This is a genomic window from Nitratireductor rhodophyticola (assembly GCF_019891355.1).
Taxonomy (GTDB): Bacteria; Pseudomonadota; Alphaproteobacteria; order Rhizobiales; family Rhizobiaceae; genus Nitratireductor; species Nitratireductor rhodophyticola.
Window position 1 is genome coordinate 542264 of the sequence record NZ_JAHSSF010000004.1, and the last position, 16726, is coordinate 558989.

Sequence of the window (16726 nt, forward strand, 5' to 3'; positions counted from 1 at the left end):
GGCGGACTTCCGTTTCGGTTCACGCTAATATGATTGGGATCACGCAGGAGCGATACCTACATCAGGCTCCGCGGGCGTGGAGTTTCCCTTCCATTGCCCGATATGAACACAGAACGAACGATCAGGAAGCCGGAGCTGCCAATGAACTACAAGAAGACCGACGAAGCCTTGGCCCGCCTCACCCCGGAGCAGTATCACGTGACGCAGAAGAGCGGCACGGAACGCCCCGGAACGGGCGAATACCTGAACAACAAGGAACCGGGAATCTATGTCGACATCGTTTCCGGTGAACCCCTCTTTGCAAGCAGCGACAAATATGAGTCCGGCTGCGGCTGGCCGAGCTTCACAAAGCCCATCGTGCCCGCCAATGTGAACGAACTGCGGGATACATCCCATGGTATGATCCGCACGGAAGTGCGTTCCACGCATGGCGACAGCCATCTCGGGCACGTCTTTGAAGACGGACCGAGAGACCGCGGCGGCCTGCGCTACTGCATCAATTCAGCGGCGCTGCGCTTTGTTCATCGTGATGCGATGGAGGCCGAAGGCTACGGTGACTATCTGGACCAGGTGGAGGATGTAAAATGACGGAGCGCGCTGTATTGGCCGGTGGCTGCTTCTGGGGCATGCAGGATCTCATCCGCAGGCTGCCCGGCATCGTGAGCACACGTGTCGGTTATACCGGAGGCGACGTGCCGAACGCCACATATCGCAACCACGGAACCCACGCGGAAGGGATCGAGATCATTTTCGATCCCGAGAAGACAAGCTATCGCCGCCTGCTGGAGTTCTTCTTCCAGATTCACGACCCGACAACGGTGAACCGCCAGGGCAATGATGTCGGCATGTCGTACCGCTCGGCGATCTACTATGAGAACGACGAGCAGAAGCGCGTGGCGGAAGAGACCATCGCCGATGTCAATGCATCGGGCCTCTGGCCGGGCCAGGTGGTTACGGAGCTTGAGCCGGTCGGTGACTTCTGGGAAGCCGAGCCCGAGCATCAGGACTATCTGGAGCGCTATCCCAACGGCTATACATGCCACTTCCCGCGGCCAGGCTGGGTTCTGCCCAGACGCGACGCGGCCGAATAGCTTTACGAGAGCCCGCCCTCAAGGCCAAATCACTCTCTCCTCCGGTGTTTGCCGGGGGAGTTTTTTTATGTGCAGCGATTGTCACCTTTATTGCTGGCAGTGCGCCAAGGGTTCAGTGCCGCTACAAGATGCTCTGGGTCGCGTTGGAACGCTCTGGTTCGACAGACCACACCTTGCACATGGCCTCTCAGGGGGGACATGCCGCATGGCATCGCCGAACTCAATGCGTTGTCGGGGAGTGCGGTGTGAATGCGACAGCGGACGACATGTACCAGGGCCGGTAGGACGTTGGTCGCGACCTTGACCTTGGCGATCTGATGCAACCGGGTCAACGCGAAGCTGGTGGTTTGATCGATAGCCACCAGCATGCGGAACTCTCCCTCCTCAGTTCCGACCTCGGTAGTGTCGATGTGAAAGCATCTATCGGGTGGTGCTTGACAGTCATCTTGAGTTTATCACGCGCCGCGTCCGGCAATCCGGCTGGCGCCACGCCGCTGCAGCCACCGACGCAGCGACCGCAGTTTCCTCCCAGGCACTCAGCACGGTGGATTGAACGGCCTGGGGTCCCATCGCTGATCCCTCCAGCCGGATCAACTAAACCTATTCCATCACACAATGGGACAAGCCACCTGAGAGTCAGGATCTAACCCACTATGGCGGGCAACACACCATGGCGGGCAACACACCATGGCGGGCAACACACCATGGCGGGCAACACACCATGGCGGGCAACACACCATGGCGGGCAACACACCATGTCAATGCCTTGGATTCCAATGAACGGCGGCAATCATAAATACTCAAGAGCTTTTTCTTTGTTTTCATAACATATTGTAATTTAGGATAAATTACGATCAAAATCAAGCAATCAAAAAATGATTGACGCATATCATTTCTTGTGTAGCGTAAAGAGACGGCAGCGCGAAGATTGCCGTACATGGGGAGGAAGAATGAAGAGTCCGACGCTTCACGACGTCGCTCAGCTTGCAGGCGTGAGTTATGCGACAGCTGACCGCGTGCTCAACCGGCGCGGCAATGTTGCGGAGAAATCCGTCCGCAAGGTCGAGGAAGCGGTGGCGCAGCTTGGCTATGTTCGCAATGTGGCCGCTGCCAACCTCTCCCGCAACCGCCGGCATCGTCTGGCCATCGTGTTGCCACGGCAGTCACATCCATTTTTCGGGCGCATGCATGAACAGCTTCGCAGGGCTGATCACCACATGAAGGCAGCGCAGGTTCAACTGGATGTCGTAGAGTTTGAAGCCTTTGATGCCGGCGCACTCGATGCGGCCCTGTCTGGATTGCTTGGTCAGGAATACGACGGCATCGCTTTTGTCGGTCAGGGACAGAATGAAGCACTCGCATCACTGGCGACCCTGCGCGCCAGGGGCACAAAGGTTGTGTCACTGGTTTCGGATGCGCCAGAGAGCTGCCGGGACCACTATATCGGCATCGACAATGTGAAAGCCGGCCGGACAGCAGCCCGCCTGATCGGCATGACCCATGGCGACCGGGCCGGGCATGTCATTTTGACTGCAGGATCACTTGCCGTGCGCGACCATAGCGACCGCATACGCGGTTTCAAGGAAGTGCTGCGGACAGACTTTCCACGGATCACCGTGTCGGACCTGATCGAGACGAAGGATCAGGACCGACTGATGCGAGAGGCCCTGCGGGCGCGCATCGCCAAGGAAGACGGTGCCTCCGCAATTTACAACGCAGGTGCCGGAAACGATGGCCTGATTGAAGTGGTTCGGATGCTCGACCTGAGAGCGCAGTTGTTTTGCGTGGTTCATGAAGTGTCGGGGAAAATTCGCGAGGCACTGGAAGAGGGCGTGATCCACGTCGCGATTGACCAGCGGCCAGAGATAGAGATGAACCGCGCCCTCGCCCTGTTACAGGCCATTGTGGATGACCTCCCGCCTCCCCCCGCGCCGGAGCTGATCCCAGCAATTTACGTGCGCGACAACCTGCCAGATCAACAATCCTGACCCATGAGAGATGCCAACTGATGACCGCTTTTTTTCATGATCTCGCGCCGGTGCGTTACGACCCGGAAGCCGATGACCTCGCTTTCCGCCACTACGATCCCGACGAGATGGTCATGGGCAAGCGGATGGAGGACCATCTGCGGTTTGCCGCGGCCTACTGGCATTCCTTCGCCTGGCCCGGTGGAGACCCGTTCGGAGGGCAGACCTTTGACCGGCCATGGTTCGGCGACACCATGGAGCTCGCCAGACTAAAGGCCGACGTCGCCTTTGAGATGTTTGATATCATCGGGGTTCCGTTCTTTTGCTGGCACGATGCAGATATCCGCCCCGAAGGGAGCAGTTTCGCCGAAAGCCAGCGCAATCTCGAAGAGATCGTCGATTATCTGATTGGCAAAATGGAGAACAGCAGAACCAGGCTGCTCTGGGGGACGGCAAATCTGTTTTCACATCGCCGTTTTATGGCGGGTGCCGCCACCAATCCTGACCCAGACGTTTTTGCCTGGTCGGCGGCGACGGTGAAAAGCTGCATGGATGCGACCCACAGGATGGGCGGGGAAAACTATGTGCTCTGGGGCGGGCGTGAAGGCTATGAGACCCTGCTCAACACCGACCTGAAGCGCGAGCGCCAACAGGCGGGGCGTTTCCTGCAGATGGCGGTCGAATACAAACACCGGATCGGCTTCAAAGGCGCTATCCTGGTGGAGCCCAAGCCGCAGGAACCAACAAAGCATCAGTATGATTTCGATGTGGCAACGGTCTACGGGTTCCTGAAGGAATTCGGGCTCGAGGAAGAGGTTCAGATGAACATCGAGCAGGGCCATGCGATCCTCGCCGGGCACTCCTTTGAACACGAACTGGCCCTGGCAGCGTCGCTGGGGATTTTCGGATCGATCGACATGAACCGGAACGACTATCAGTCCGGCTGGGACACCGACCAGTTCCCGAACAATGTGCCTGAGGTCGCGCTAGCCTATTACGAGATATTGAAGGCCGGGGGCTTCACCACCGGTGGAACGAATTTCGATGCGAAATTGCGCCGCCAGTCCCTCGACCCATTGGATCTGATCGCCGCCCATGTCGGCGCGATGGACGTCTGCGCGCGCGGCCTCAAGGCGGCTGCAGCAATGCTGGAGGATGGCAGACTGGAGGCGATGCGTGCGGAGCGCTACGCCGGATGGGACAGACCCGAGGGGCAGGCGCTCCTCAACAGCGACCTTGAGAGCATCGCAGCCAGGGTGACTGGCGGAGGCGTCAATCCCCTGCCGCGTTCGGGCCGCCAGGAAATTCTCGAAAACATAGTGAACCGCTTCGTTTAAGGGCGGCCGAGGGAGGAGAGACCATGAAAACCATCAAGGGACCCGCGCTGTTTCTGGCGCAGTTTGCGGGCGATGAGGCGCCTTTCAATTCGTGGGACAGCATCACCAAATGGGCTGCCGACTGTGGCTACAAAGGCGTGCAGGTTCCCTCCTGGGACGGGAGGCTGATCGACCTCGCCAAGGCGGCGGAGAGCAAGGATTACTGCGACACATTCAAGGGCAAGGCCACGGAAAACGGCGTCGAGGTTACAGAGCTTTCGACGCATCTGCAGGGACAACTGGTGGCCGTTCATCCAGCCTACGATACAGTCTTCGACGGTTTTGCGGCACCCGAGGTGCGGGGCAACCCGACCGCGCGGCAGGCCTGGGCCGTCGACCAGGTGAAGAAAGCACTGACAGCGTCGAGGAATATGGGGATCGGGGCACATGCGACGTTTTCGGGCGCGCTGGCATGGCCCTACGTATACCCCTGGCCGCAGCGGCCCGCCGGATTGGTGGAAACGGCTTTCGACGAACTGGCGAAACGCTGGCTGCCCATCCTCGATCATGCTGACGAGTGCGGCGTGGATGTCTGCTACGAAATCCATCCCGGCGAGGATCTCCATGACGGCGTAACCTATGAGATGTTCCTTGAGCGCACGCGCAACCACGACCGCGCCCGCATGCTCTATGACCCGTCACACTACGTGCTGCAGTGTCTCGATTATCTGGACAATATCGACATCTACAAGGACCGCATCCGCATGTTCCATGTGAAGGATGCCGAGTTCAATCCCACCGGGCGGCAGGGTGTCTATTCAGGGTACCAGTCCTGGGTGAACCGGGCCGGACGTTTCCGTTCACTCGGCGACGGGCAGGTCGATTTCAAGGCAGTGTTCTCCAGGTTGAGCGCCAACGACTTCGATGGATGGGCCGTGGTCGAATGGGAATGTGCGCTGAAGCACCCGGAGGATGGAGCGCGCGAGGGGGCGCAGTTCGTCAGGGATCACATCATCCGTGTGACGGAACGCGCCTTCGACGACTTCGCCGATGGCGGCGCTAATGAACAGGCAAACCGTAGAATGTTGGGGATCGACTGATGGCACGCATTCGACTGGGTATGGTCGGTGGCGGTAACGACGCCTTCATAGGGGGAGTACACCGCATCGCAGCACGCATCGACGACCGATATGAGCTCGTGGCGGGCGCTCTGTCGTCCACACCCGAGAAATCAGCTGCGTCAGCCAAGGCACTCGGCATCCCCCGCAGCTATGCCAGCTTTGCCGAAATGGCCGAAGCCGAGGCCGCGCGGGAGGACGGGATCGAGGCTGTCAGCATCGTGACACCGAACCACGTGCATGCCGCCGCCGCGAAGGCGTTTCTTGCCAGAGGCATCCATGTGATCTGCGACAAGCCGCTGACCTCCACCATGGACGATGCGGAGGCATTGGAAAAGGCAGTGGCGGAAAGTGATGCGCTTTTCGTGCTGACCCACAACTACACCGGCTACCCAATGATCCGGCAGGCACGTGCCATGATCCAGGCCGGCGATCTGGGGGAAATCCGCATCGTACAGGCAGAGTATCCGCAGGACTGGCTCACGAGCCCAATGGAGACTGAAGGGCTCAAACAAGCCGAGTGGCGCACCGATCCAAAACGCTCCGGCGCGGGCGGCTGCGTGGGAGACATCGGCACGCATGCCCACAACCTGGCCTGCTTCGTCACCGGCCTGACGGTCGAAAAACTCGCCGCGGATCTGCAGGCTTTCGGCACAGGGCGCACGCTCGACGACAACGCACACGTGATGCTGCGTTTCGTGGGCGGCGCGCGCGGCATGCTCTGGAGCAGCCAGGTGGCTCCGGGCAATGAGAACGCGCTCAAGCTCCGTGTCTATGGAGACAAGGGCGGGCTGGAATGGAGGCAGGAGGACCCGAACTACCTGTGGTTCACGCCTCACGGCGAGCCCAAACGCCTGATCACGCGCGGCGGATCAGGGGCCAACGACGCCGCCAGCGCAGTGAGCCGGATTCCATCCGGCCATCCCGAAGGCTATCTCGAAGGCTTCGCGACGATTTACAACGAAGCCGCCGATGCGATCCGTGCCGTGCAGAACGGCGCCGATCGCGCACAGGCCATGGGCGTGCTTCCCGGAATTGTAGAGGGTATGAGCGGCATGTCCTTTATCAACGCCTGCGTCAGTTCTTCCTCCGCTGATGCAATATGGGTGAATCTGTAATGTCTGCCCCGGTTCTTTCTCTCGAGGCCGTTGGCAAGAGCTTCGGCCCGATCAAGGTGCTGCACGACATCGACCTCGTATTGCGGGCCGGTGAAGTGCATGCCCTGATCGGTGAGAACGGGGCCGGGAAGTCCACCACGATGAAAATACTGGCCGGCTACCAACCGGCCAGTACCGGGCGGTTGCTTCTGGACGGGGAGGAAACCCGGTTTGACAGTCAGTATGAGGCCGAGACCGCAGGGATCGTGATGATCCATCAGGAGTTCAACCTTGCTGAGCAACTGACTGTCGAGCAGAACATCTTTCTGGGGCGCGAACTGAAGCGTGGCCCGCTTCTGGACAAGAAAAAGATGCGCAGTCTCACACGCAGCTACCTGGAGCGTGTGAAGTGCAGGGTTGCACCTGGTGCTCTGGTGTCGTCCCTGTCCAACTCCGAAAAACAGATGGTGGAGATCGCCAAGGCCCTGTCGCGGGATGCGCGGGTGCTAATTATGGATGAACCGACCGCGGTGCTGACCAACCGCGAGACTGACATCCTTCTGGAACAGGTGCGGGCCCTCAGGGAACACGGGACGGCAATCCTGTTTACCTCACACAAGCTGGATGAGGTGGCCGCGATTTCCGACGTCGTGACGATCATGCGCGACGGGCATGTCGTCCATGCAGGCCCGACCTCGGAGATCGATGAAGACGGCATGGCCACAGCCATGGTCGGCCGCGATGTATCCGACCTATACCCGGCAAAGGGCTGCGGCCCAGCGAGCGAGACGGTGTTGTCCGTACGCGGTCTCACCGTGCCAGGTTTCGCCGAAGATGTTGGCTTCGACCTGAAGGCGGGGGAAATCCTTGGCCTTGGTGGACTGATCGGGGCCGGACGGACGGAATTGATGGAGGGTCTTGCCGGGCTACGACCGGCCACGGCAGATCAGATCGTGCTCTTTGGCGAGGTCGTGACGATCGGAAGGCCCAGCGATGCGCAACGGCGAGGGCTTTGTTACCTGACCGAGGACCGCAAACTGCGCGGCCTGCTTCTGGGATGGGGCATGCGTGAGAACCTGACCCTCCAGACTCTCTACAGATTTGGCGGGCACTTCATCGACCGACGCGCAGAAAACGCCGCATTGGACAACGCGATCCGCGAATTCGACATTCGGGCGGGTAGCCGCGACGTCAAGGTTGGGAATCTCTCAGGCGGCAACCAGCAAAAACTGCTGCTGGCCAAGGTCATGCTGTCCGAGCCGCGCATCCTGATTGTCGATGAACCCACGCGCGGCATCGATATCGGAACCAAACAGCAAATCTATATCTTCCTGCGCGAGCTGGCGACCAGGGGCTTTGCCGTCATCCTCATATCTTCGGAAATGCCGGAGCTGATGGGGCTGGCGGACCGCATCATCGTCATGCGCTCGGGTCGGCTTGCGGGCGAGCTCAGCGGGAACGAGATCACCGAAGATGCAATCGTACGGCTGTCCATGGGACTGAGCGCGACACAAACCACCGGCGTCGACCGGGCAGGAGCCGCCTGAAATGACTGATGTGACTCTTCCAGCGCCCACGCGCAGGTTTCCCTCCATGGCGGTGCTCGGCCCGCTATTGGCACTGATCGTGCTGATCGTGATCGGGGCGTTGATGAATCCCAACTTTCTGAGCGGAGCGAACATCACCAACGTGCTTGCCCGCTCGGCCTTTATCGGGATCATCGCTGTCGGGATGACCTTTGTGATCACGGCAGGCGGGCTTGATCTTTCGGTGGGATCAATGGCGGCCTTTATCGCTGGGCTCATGATTCTCGTCATGAACGCTGTGCTGCCCTCCATGGGTGTCGGAATCCCGATCATTTTGCTGGGAATGATCGTCGCACTCCTTGCAGGAACGCTGGCAGGACTGCTCAACGGCTTTTTGATCACCACCCTGGGGATCGAGGCCTTTATCGTAACCCTGGGATCGATGGGCATCTATCGCAGCCTCGTCACATGGCTTGCCGATGGAGGAACGCTGTCGCTCGATTTCGACCTGCGAACATTCTACAGGCCCGTCTATTTCGACGGAATTCTGGGGGTCAGCTGGCCGATAATCGTCTTTGCCCTCGTGGTGATTATCGGTGAGATCATCATGTCGCGCACGGCCTTTGGCCGCCATTGCGCCGCGACCGGGTCCAACGAGCATGTGGCCCACTACTCCAACGTGAACGTGAACCGGACGCGATTGTTGACCTATGCAGCTCTGGGGATGCTCGTGGGGGTGGCAACGATCATGTACGTCCCGCGTCTCGGTTCGGCATCGGCCTCGACAGGAGTGCTATGGGAGCTGGAAGCGATTGCCGCCGTGATCATCGGGGGCACGGTGCTCAAAGGCGGGTTTGGCCGGGTCTGGGGCACCGTGATCGGTGTCCTGATACTCAGCCTGATCGACAATATTTTGAACCTCACCGACTTTGTCTCGCCATATCTGAACGGCGCGATCCAGGGCGTCATCATCATTCTCGCTGTGATCCTTCAGCGTGAACGCAAAGCGGCGCAATAGCCGTTTTAACCAAGCTCAGGGAGGAGCAACATGAAACACATAAAATCACTCATAGCAGCGGCGCTCGTGGTGTCTTTTGGCACAGCGGCTCTTGCTGAAGACACGGAAACCAAGGTGATCGGCGTTTCAATTCCGGCCGCCACGCACGGCTGGGCCGGCGGCATGAATTTCCACGCACAGGAAGCCGTAAAGCGGCTTGAAGAGGTCTATCCGCAGCTCGATTTCGTGCTGTCCACCGCGTCCGACCCAGGCACACAGGTCAACGACATCGAAGACATGGTAGCTGTGCGCGGTATCGATGCGCTGGTGGTGCTGCCCTTCGAATCCGATCCGCTGACGCCGCCCGTCCAGGCAGTCGCCGAAAGCGGTGCATGGGTGACCGTCGTGGACCGTGGTCTCTCCGTGCCCGGGATCGAAGACCTTTATGTGGCGGGCGACAACACCGGGTTCGGCCGTGTGTCGGGTGAATACATGGTCTCCAGAATGCCCGAGGGCGGCGACATCGTGGTCTTGCGCGGTATTCCCACGACAATCGACAATGAGCGCGTGGATGCCTTCACTGCCGCCATTGAAGGCTCCGGCATCAATGTGCTCGACATGGAGCATGGCAACTGGAACCGCGATGACAGTTTTACGGTGATGGAGGATTTCCTTTCCAAACACCCCAAAATTGATGCGGTCTGGGCGTCAGATGACGACATGGCCATCGGCGTTTTGGCGGCTATCGAGGCGGCAGGTCGTGACGACATCCAGTTCGTTCTGGGCGGCGCGGGCATGAAAGAGATGATCCTTCGCACCTCCAAGGGGGACGAGATGATCCCGGCAAATGTGACCTATCCGCCGTCCATGATCGCCACGGCGATTGAGCTGACCGCCGTGGGTCTCACCTCCAGTGCACCGGTTTCGGGCACATTCAAGATCGGTTCCGTCCTTGTGACAGAAGAGAATGCGATGGACTTCTACTATCCCGACAGCCCGTTCTAGAGCATCGGACCGAAAAGTGGAATCCGGTTTTCGGCTTATTCCGATGCTCCATCAATCGTTTAGACCGTTCTTTGTGCGTCCGGATGGACGCACGGCGATCTAAAGGGCAGACCTCATCTCCTGACCGGCATCCGGCCGGTCAGGACATGGCAGCAAGCAGAGAGACTGCAGATGTTTCTTGGACTGGATCTGGGCACCTCGGGTGTCAAGGCATTGCTGGTCGACGATGCGCAACGGACCATGGCTGTGGGGCATGGGACCCTGACCGTTCAGCGTCCCCGTCCGGGCTGGTCGGAGCAGAATCCGGATAGCTGGATCGATGCGGTGCAGGCGGCCATCGCCGAGGTCAGGAAGGCGGCCCCGAGAGCCTTCGCCGCACTTCGATCCATCGGCGTTTCGGGGCAGATGCACGGAGCCACACTTCTGGATGACCGGGACAGACCCCTGCGCCCGGCGATCCTGTGGAATGATGGCCGCTCCGCTGAAGAATGCCGTATACTGGAGGAGCGTGCGGATTTTCGGGGTATTGGGGGCAATATCGTGATGGCCGGGTTCACCGCGCCAAAGCTGGAATGGGTCCGCCGGAACGAACCCGAGAATTTTAAAAGAACCCGCAGGGTGCTGCTGCCAAAAGACTATGTCGGGCTGTGGCTTACCGGTCGGCATGTCTCGGACATGTCGGATGCCGCAGGCACACTGTGGCTAGACGTGTCAAAGCGCGACTGGTCCGAATCCCTGCTGGAAGCAACGGGCCTGAACCGAAGCCACATGCCAGACCTGGTCGAAGGCTCGGAGCAGGCCGGCATACTGCGCACGGACCTTGCTTCGGAGTGGGGCGTTGGACCGGTTGTCGTCGCCGGTGGCGCCGGCGACAATGCGGCAACAGCCTGCGGTCTCGGGATCACGGCCCCCGGAGAAGCTTTTGTCTCTCTGGGAACATCGGGGGTCCTGTTCACCGTTGCCGATCGTTTCGCCACCAACACCAGGGACGCGGTCCATAGTTTTTGTCATGCAGTCCCGGAGACCTGGCATCAGATGGGGGTGATCCTCTCGGCGGCAGACAGCCTCAACTGGCTGTCGGAGATCACCGGGCAATCACCGGCAGCCCTAATCGCCCTGGTTGACGCGGAACTGTCCGCGCCCTCTCCGATCACGTTCCTGCCCTACCTCTCGGGAGAGCGGACCCCTCACAACAATCCGGACGCAACCGGTAGTTTCCTTGGCCTGAAGCGGGACCAAGGGCTGAAGGAGATGACCCAGGCCGTGCTTGAAGGGGTCGCCTTTGCGCTCGATGACTGCCGCCGTGCCATTGAAAAGGGGGGAGTGGAGTTCAACACCGCATGGGTCGCCGGCGGTGGAAGCCAATCCGAGACCTGGCTGAGGATCGTCGCCACCGTTACGGGACTAACGCTGAAGGTTCCGCAGACCGGTACTCAGGGAGCTGCGCTCGGTGCGGCACGCCTGGGAATGGCTGCAGCCGACTTCGAGAACCCTTTCCTGTGCCCGACGACAGGCATGGTGGTCGAACCGGAGCCCGATCTGATCGAGCCCTACAGGACCCGTCAGAGATATTTTCGGGAAGCCGCGACCAGCGTAACGCAGCAGACACCATGATCTGAAGGCCTTCTGCGGCCGACCGACACGGTGCTCCCGACGGGCAGGCTACGACGTCAGCCCGCTGTCACGGCATGCTCACTCCGATTGAGTAAACAGTTGTGAACGGTACGTCCGCTTCCAACCGGATGCTGGTCGGCATGCCCGCTTTCGTGAGCGGCGTCTCAGCTCGTGTCGAATACTCTGTTCCCAGGTCGAAGGCTGCGCAGACGGGCTCGATCCCCAATGCCCTGAACCTGCGGTTCCATGGGTAGGCCTTCCGCCCCTGATTGGAGAGCCAGAGAAGACAATGAGGAAACGTGCGAATATCCCATGTGAGATCGACCGCATAGGCATCATCCGGAAACGCCAGACGCACGAACCCGTCGGACAGTTGTACAGACAACAACTCTTCGGTTTCCTGATCAAGCGGAAGAGACGAGATATCCCGCCTGCTGCCGTCCAGTGCTTCGACATCGGTCAGAGTCGACGAGAACTGATCTGGCATCAGGATCGAGCCTTCTTCAACCGGGACCGGAAACGTCCTGACGCCTTCGAGGGAGGGAATGTCCAGCCGTGAAGACCCAGACGGGCCGGGCAACGCAAATATCGGGTGGACCCCGACTGGGAGGCTCGCGTTCTGCCGCGCCTCGACTGTGAGTTCGATCGTCAGCCTGCAGTCTGATTCCCTCGATATCCGGCGCTTCAGGCGGCGCACAGGGTGGTTTTCCGGATAGTCGATCGCAATCGCGATCTCCGAGCCGTGCTGCTCAACCAGATACCAGTCATGGTTCGCGCCGTAACCATGAACGAATGCATCGACCGTCGGGGCAGCAGGGTCGATCCCCCCGGACCAGTGCGGCGGCAAATCGCTGCGCGGTTTCGGAACACCGAAAGGAACGCACGGGAATTCACCACGCAGCGACCGCAGGATCGGTGGAACTTCATCGAGCATTTCCGGCGTATCATCGGCCCACGGTCCAACGGCGAAAGGCTGCACCTCACGCCCGTCGGGCAGGGTGAACCAGACCGGTCCGAGCATACCGCCGGGCGCTGCGAGCTCTCCGCGAATGGAAGGCCAGTCAAAGAACCACGTTTCCGGTTTCAAACGGTAATCCCACCGTCGATGTTGATCGCCTGACCGGTTACAAATGCACCGTCGTCAGATGCTAGAAAAGCGCAGAGGCCGGCGATTTCCGACGGTTTGCCAAAGCGGCCGGCGGGCTGCCTGTCGATAAAGAAAGACAGTGCGGCCTCGGGGCTGCCCATGCTTTTCCCAAGGGCGTCGATTCTCTCTCTCAGGCTGGGGCTGTCTACCGTACCGGGACAGATGGAATTGCACCGGATCCCGTAGGAGAGATAGTCTGCCGCCACGGCTTTGGTCAGCCCCAGAACGCCTCCTTTGGTCGCGCCGTAGGCAGCGCGCTTCGGAAAACCCTTGATCGAACTGGCAACCGAGCCGATGGTAACAATACTGCCACCGCTGGCCTTCATCTTCGGAATGGCTGCTCCGATTACCAGGTAGGCGCTGTCAAGCGTAATCGCGCAGGATCGGCGCCAGTCTTCAAGCGAACACTCTTCGATCGTGCCCTGGTGAACGTACCCTACGGCATGGACGAGGATATCGATACGGCTAAACCCGTCGAAATACCGCGAAACGGCGGAAGGATCCGTCGCGTCCAGACCGGCCGTGGCGGCAACATCGAGGTCTGCCAGAAGGCCGGGATCGAGGTCGGATGCATGGACCCCGGCTCCTTCCGCCGCCAGACGTTCCGCGATCGCCCGACCGATCCCCTGACCGGCCGCCGTGACGACTGCGGTCTTGCCTTTCAGGCGCTGTGTCAGATCCATGACGCGTTCTCCACATCGATCACCGTCTGGGTTTGTGTGCCAAGCCCCTCGATCCCAAGCGACACGACATCGCCGACGGCAAGATATCGAGGCGGTTTCTTGCCCATCCCAACTCCGGGCGGCGTCCCCGTGCAGATCAGATCGCCCGGTTCGAGGATCATGAATTCAGACAGGTAGCTGACGATTGTCGCCGCGTCGAAGATCATCGTCCGGGTGTTTCCGGTCTGCATCCGCTCGCCATTCACGTCGAGCCACATCGACAGATCGGAGGCGTTGCCAACCTCTTCGGGAGTGACGATCAATGGTCCGGTGGGGCAAAAATTCGGAAAGCACTTGCCCTTGGCCCATTGGCCGCCACGATCGAGCTGCCAGGCCCGTTCGGACACGTCGTTGACGACCGTAAAGCCAAGGATGTGGTTCATCGCCTCGACTTTCGAGACGTTCAGCCCGCGTTTGCCGATCACAATGCCCAGTTCGACCTCCCAGTCGAGTTTGGTCATCCTTGGCGAAAACAGGATGGGTGCGTTCGGCGCGCAATACGTTGCCGCAGACTTGTTGAACAGGATCGGCTCTGTGGGGATGGCCATTCCGGCCTCGGCGGCATGATCGGAATAGTTCAGTCCGATGCAATAGATATTGCGCGGCTGCGTCATCGGAGTTCCGATGCGCGCCTGCTCCCGGGAGACTGCGGGCAGGGTGCCCAGCGACACCTCCGACAGACGCTCGACAAGTGTCGGGATCGTTTCGGGTGTAAAGTCGCCTACGATACCCGAAACATCACGCGCGACACCATCGTTGTCCAGAACGCAGGGTGTTTCCGCGCCCTCGGTCCCTATGCGAAGAAATTTCATGTCCGCCGTTCCCTTTCCTTCTTGCCCCACCATGTGTCTGTCAGGGGTGCCCCACCCACAAACGAATTGACCCCGAGCTCATCCTGAATGCGCAGGCATTCATTCCATTTGGCCATGCGTTCCGACCGCGTGAACGATCCGACCTTCAACTGTCCCGTACCGAGACCCGTAGCGAGGTGGCTGATCGTGACATCTTCGGTTTCACCCGAGCGGGCGGAGATGACGCTTCTGTATCCGGCCCTGTCGGCGGCCTCGTTGGCCGCAATGGCTTCTGAAACGGTACCGGCCTGATTGACCTTGATCAGCACGGCGTTGCACGCGCCAATGTCGGCGGCCTGATCAACCAGAGCGGCGTTGGTCACCAGATAGTCGTCACCGATGATCTGGACGCGACCACCAAACCGCCGCGTAAACTCGACCATGCCATCGGGATCATTCTCGCTGACCGGGTCTTCGATCGAGACAATGGGATAGCTGTCGATCCAGCGACCCAAAAGGTCGATCAGGGTGGCGGTATCCATGTCGCGATCTTCCAGGGCCAGCCGATACCGCCCGTTGCGACAGAATTCCGAGGCAGCCACGTCCAGCGAGATGACCACCCGTTCACCGGGCTTCTCACTGGCCTTCTCAATCGCCAGCGTCAGGGTTTCAAGTGCCTCTTCATTGCTGTCGAAGCTGGGCCACCAGCCGCCTTCATCGGCCACGCCGGCAAGTTTCCCCCTCTGCTTCATGATGTCGCCGGCAGCGAAATAGACCTCGGAGGTGACCTCCATCACCTCATCAAAGCTGTCCGCGCCTGGCACCATGATCATGAAGTCCTGAATATCGACCCGCCGCCCGGCATGGGCACCACCGCCGAAGATCTGGATCTCCGGCAGGGGAATGGCGGGACGGCGGTCATGCTGGTCTGCAACAAGGCGCCAGAGGGGCTTTCGGGCTGCCGCAGCAGCCGCGTGCAGAACAGCCATCGAGGTGGCTACTGTCGCGTTACCGCCCAGGTCTTTCTTCAGGAGCGACGGATCCAGAGAGGTGATCACGCTGTCCGCAGCGCGCGGGTCCGAAGCGTCGATGCCGATCAGCGCCGGACCGATGCGATCACGCACCGCAGCAAGTGCCATCTGCACGTCCATTCCGCGCAGCGCCGGACCGCCATCGCGCAGATCCCACGCCTCGCGCGAGCCGCGGGACGCACCCGCGGGCGCGATCCCGCGCCCTCTGTGGCCGCCCGTCAGGCGAACCTCGACCTCAACGGTGGGGCGGCCGCGGGAATCCCAGATTCTGCGCGCCTCCACAGCCTCAATTTTCGTCACGGATGAGTTCCTCAAAGTTGTTTGAAATCTGTGCGACCAATTCCTGCACCGACCCGCAGGGCGTCACAATCGAGGCAAGCGCTGTTTTACGAACACGGGGTGCGACTTCCTGATCGAGGTATTCGACGGGCGATTTCCCGTCGACCCGCGCAAGCATCAGCATCGGCAGAAGGCTGGCCACACGGCTTCCAAGCGCATCCGCATCTTCCCAACTGACGCGGTCGCGGTATGCGCGCCAGAAATCTACGGCCTCTCCCAGCAGAATGCCGAGCATCTCCGGGCGATGGCAGGCCTTCATGACCAGATGGTTCAGGCAGAACGCGACGTCGAAACTGGCGTCTCCCATTGTCGCGCATTCAGCGTCCAGCAACACCGGGTTCCCGTCCCTGAAGAGAATATTCTTCGGGCTGACGTCGCCATGAACCAGAACCGTATCGGCGGCATAGAGCTGTTCGGCCATGCTTCTCAACCTAGCGGCGAAATCGGGGTGGCGCGTCGCCGTAAACCGCAGATAGGGATCAAGACGAAGCGCATCGAAATCGTCGCGGTTACGGAAAGCACTCCGGTCGAACCCGGCGCCGGCCGAGTGAGCGTGAATCCGCCCGAGAAGATCGGCGACTTGACGGGCTTCACCGTCTTGCGACTTGCCTGAGAGAAGGGCATCTTTCCAGAGAAACACATCAGAGCCCTGCAGGAACTCCATTGCAAAACCATTCTGGCTGGCCGAGCGTCCGAACAGCCGCGGAGCGATGTCGGGTGCAACTGCGGAGGCGACCTGTAGCCAGGCATATTCCGCCCTGTTGCGATGAACAGGCGCCTGCCAGTCTTCAGCGACCCTCAGTTTGGGCAGGGCGAACTTGACACACAGGACAGTGTCGTTGAGCACGACCCTGGCAATATCCGACGCCACGCCCCCAGTCAGGGGCACAACATCCCGAATGTCCTCATCACGGCCGAGACCAAGCTCGGACATCAGGGCCCGGCATCGGGTTTCAAGCGTTGGC

The 16726-nt window shown here is 60.3% G+C and carries 16 protein-coding genes; 10 read left to right on the top strand and 6 right to left on the bottom strand.

Annotation, left to right across the window (positions count from 1 at the left end):
* Positions 1 to 141: 141 nt before the first annotated feature.
* Positions 142 to 588, top strand: coding sequence for a peptide-methionine (R)-S-oxide reductase MsrB (msrB, locus tag KUG85_RS18025; RefSeq protein ID WP_065815908.1), 447 nt, complete (start codon positions 142 to 144; stop codon positions 586 to 588).
* Positions 585 to 1091 (top strand): peptide-methionine (S)-S-oxide reductase MsrA, encoded by a 507-nt coding sequence (gene msrA / locus KUG85_RS18030; RefSeq protein WP_223006306.1) that lies wholly within the window; start codon positions 585 to 587, stop codon positions 1089 to 1091. The genes msrB and msrA overlap by 4 nt, the downstream gene beginning before the upstream one ends.
* Before the next feature lie 65 nt (positions 1092 to 1156).
* On the opposite strand, the gene KUG85_RS18035 is transcribed toward msrA, so the two are convergent.
* Positions 1157 to 1459 (bottom strand): hypothetical protein, encoded by a 303-nt coding sequence (locus KUG85_RS18035; RefSeq protein WP_223006307.1) that lies wholly within the window; start codon positions 1457 to 1459, stop codon positions 1157 to 1159.
* Between the two features lie 507 nt (positions 1460 to 1966).
* On the opposite strand from KUG85_RS18035, the gene KUG85_RS18040 reads away from it, so the two are divergent.
* From KUG85_RS18040 to xylB, 8 genes are all read left to right on the top strand, one after another.
* Positions 1967 to 3079, top strand: a complete 1113-nt coding sequence (locus tag KUG85_RS18040; protein WP_223006308.1) for a LacI family DNA-binding transcriptional regulator — start codon at positions 1967 to 1969, stop codon at positions 3077 to 3079.
* 20 nt (positions 3080 to 3099) lie between these two features.
* Positions 3100 to 4395 carry a xylose isomerase gene (gene xylA, locus KUG85_RS18045; RefSeq protein WP_065815911.1) on the top strand — a complete coding sequence of 432 codons (1296 nt, stop codon included), beginning with the start codon at positions 3100 to 3102 and terminating at the stop codon, positions 4393 to 4395.
* Between the two features lie 23 nt (positions 4396 to 4418).
* A complete protein-coding gene (locus tag KUG85_RS18050; protein WP_223006309.1) occupies positions 4419 to 5474 on the top strand; it encodes a sugar phosphate isomerase/epimerase family protein in 1056 nt (351 codons plus the stop codon).
* Positions 5474 to 6610, top strand: a complete 1137-nt coding sequence (locus tag KUG85_RS18055) for a Gfo/Idh/MocA family protein (RefSeq protein ID WP_255606472.1) — start codon at positions 5474 to 5476, stop codon at positions 6608 to 6610. The genes KUG85_RS18050 and KUG85_RS18055 overlap by 1 nt, the downstream gene beginning before the upstream one ends.
* A complete protein-coding gene (locus KUG85_RS18060; RefSeq protein ID WP_065815914.1) occupies positions 6610 to 8136 on the top strand; it encodes a sugar ABC transporter ATP-binding protein in 1527 nt (508 codons plus the stop codon). Before KUG85_RS18055 ends, KUG85_RS18060 begins: the two co-directional genes overlap by 1 nt.
* A 1-nt stretch (position 8137) precedes the next feature.
* Positions 8138 to 9133 carry an ABC transporter permease gene (locus KUG85_RS18065; protein WP_223006310.1) on the top strand — a complete coding sequence of 332 codons (996 nt, stop codon included), beginning with the start codon at positions 8138 to 8140 and terminating at the stop codon, positions 9131 to 9133.
* A gap of 30 nt (positions 9134 to 9163) precedes the next feature.
* Positions 9164 to 10117 carry an ABC transporter substrate-binding protein gene (locus tag KUG85_RS18070; protein WP_065815916.1) on the top strand — a complete coding sequence of 318 codons (954 nt, stop codon included), beginning with the start codon at positions 9164 to 9166 and terminating at the stop codon, positions 10115 to 10117.
* Positions 10118 to 10288: 171 nt separating this feature from the next.
* Positions 10289 to 11731, top strand: a complete 1443-nt coding sequence (gene xylB, locus KUG85_RS18075) for a xylulokinase (RefSeq protein WP_223006311.1) — start codon at positions 10289 to 10291, stop codon at positions 11729 to 11731.
* A gap of 67 nt (positions 11732 to 11798) precedes the next feature.
* On the opposite strand, the gene KUG85_RS18080 is transcribed toward xylB, so the two are convergent.
* The 5 genes from KUG85_RS18080 to KUG85_RS18100 are packed head-to-tail and all read right to left on the bottom strand — an operon-like array spanning position 11799 to position 16695.
* Positions 11799 to 12818, bottom strand: coding sequence for a hypothetical protein (locus KUG85_RS18080; RefSeq protein WP_223006312.1), 1020 nt, complete (start codon positions 12816 to 12818; stop codon positions 11799 to 11801).
* The gene (locus KUG85_RS18085; protein WP_065815919.1) at positions 12815 to 13561 is read right to left on the bottom strand and encodes an SDR family oxidoreductase; all 747 of its coding nucleotides are present in this window, start codon (positions 13559 to 13561) and stop codon (positions 12815 to 12817) included. Before KUG85_RS18085 ends, KUG85_RS18080 begins: the two co-directional genes overlap by 4 nt.
* Entirely contained in the window at positions 13552 to 14412 is an 861-nt protein-coding gene (locus KUG85_RS18090; protein WP_223006313.1) for a fumarylacetoacetate hydrolase family protein, read from the bottom strand. Before KUG85_RS18090 ends, KUG85_RS18085 begins: the two co-directional genes overlap by 10 nt.
* Positions 14409 to 15722, bottom strand: coding sequence for a phosphopyruvate hydratase (eno, locus tag KUG85_RS18095; protein WP_255606473.1), 1314 nt, complete (start codon positions 15720 to 15722; stop codon positions 14409 to 14411). Before eno ends, KUG85_RS18090 begins: the two co-directional genes overlap by 4 nt.
* Positions 15709 to 16695: a phosphotransferase gene (locus KUG85_RS18100; protein ID WP_223006315.1), complete on the bottom strand. Its 987-nt coding sequence runs from the start codon at positions 16693 to 16695 to the stop codon at positions 15709 to 15711. The genes eno and KUG85_RS18100 overlap by 14 nt, the downstream gene beginning before the upstream one ends.
* Between the last annotated feature and the right edge of the window lie 31 nt (positions 16696 to 16726).

Coding starts and splice junctions, on each gene's coding strand:
- msrB (WP_065815908.1), top strand. CDS start 142: ATGAACTACAAGAAGACCGACGAAGCCTTGGCCCGCCTCACCCCGGAG.
- KUG85_RS18055 (WP_255606472.1), top strand. CDS start 5,474: ATGGCACGCATTCGACTGGGTATGGTCGGTGGCGGTAACGACGCCTTC.
- xylA (WP_065815911.1), top strand. CDS start 3,100: ATGACCGCTTTTTTTCATGATCTCGCGCCGGTGCGTTACGACCCGGAA.
- KUG85_RS18090 (WP_223006313.1), bottom strand. CDS start 14,412: ATGAAATTTCTTCGCATAGGGACCGAGGGCGCGGAAACACCCTGCGTT.
- xylB (WP_223006311.1), top strand. CDS start 10,289: ATGTTTCTTGGACTGGATCTGGGCACCTCGGGTGTCAAGGCATTGCTG.
- msrA (WP_223006306.1), top strand. CDS start 585: ATGACGGAGCGCGCTGTATTGGCCGGTGGCTGCTTCTGGGGCATGCAG.
- KUG85_RS18035 (WP_223006307.1), bottom strand. CDS start 1,459: ATGCTGGTGGCTATCGATCAAACCACCAGCTTCGCGTTGACCCGGTTG.
- KUG85_RS18040 (WP_223006308.1), top strand. CDS start 1,967: ATGATTGACGCATATCATTTCTTGTGTAGCGTAAAGAGACGGCAGCGC.
- KUG85_RS18065 (WP_223006310.1), top strand. CDS start 8,138: ATGACTGATGTGACTCTTCCAGCGCCCACGCGCAGGTTTCCCTCCATG.
- KUG85_RS18050 (WP_223006309.1), top strand. CDS start 4,419: ATGAAAACCATCAAGGGACCCGCGCTGTTTCTGGCGCAGTTTGCGGGC.
- KUG85_RS18085 (WP_065815919.1), bottom strand. CDS start 13,561: ATGGATCTGACACAGCGCCTGAAAGGCAAGACCGCAGTCGTCACGGCG.
- KUG85_RS18070 (WP_065815916.1), top strand. CDS start 9,164: ATGAAACACATAAAATCACTCATAGCAGCGGCGCTCGTGGTGTCTTTT.
- KUG85_RS18060 (WP_065815914.1), top strand. CDS start 6,610: ATGTCTGCCCCGGTTCTTTCTCTCGAGGCCGTTGGCAAGAGCTTCGGC.
- KUG85_RS18100 (WP_223006315.1), bottom strand. CDS start 16,695: ATGTCCGAGCTTGGTCTCGGCCGTGATGAGGACATTCGGGATGTTGTG.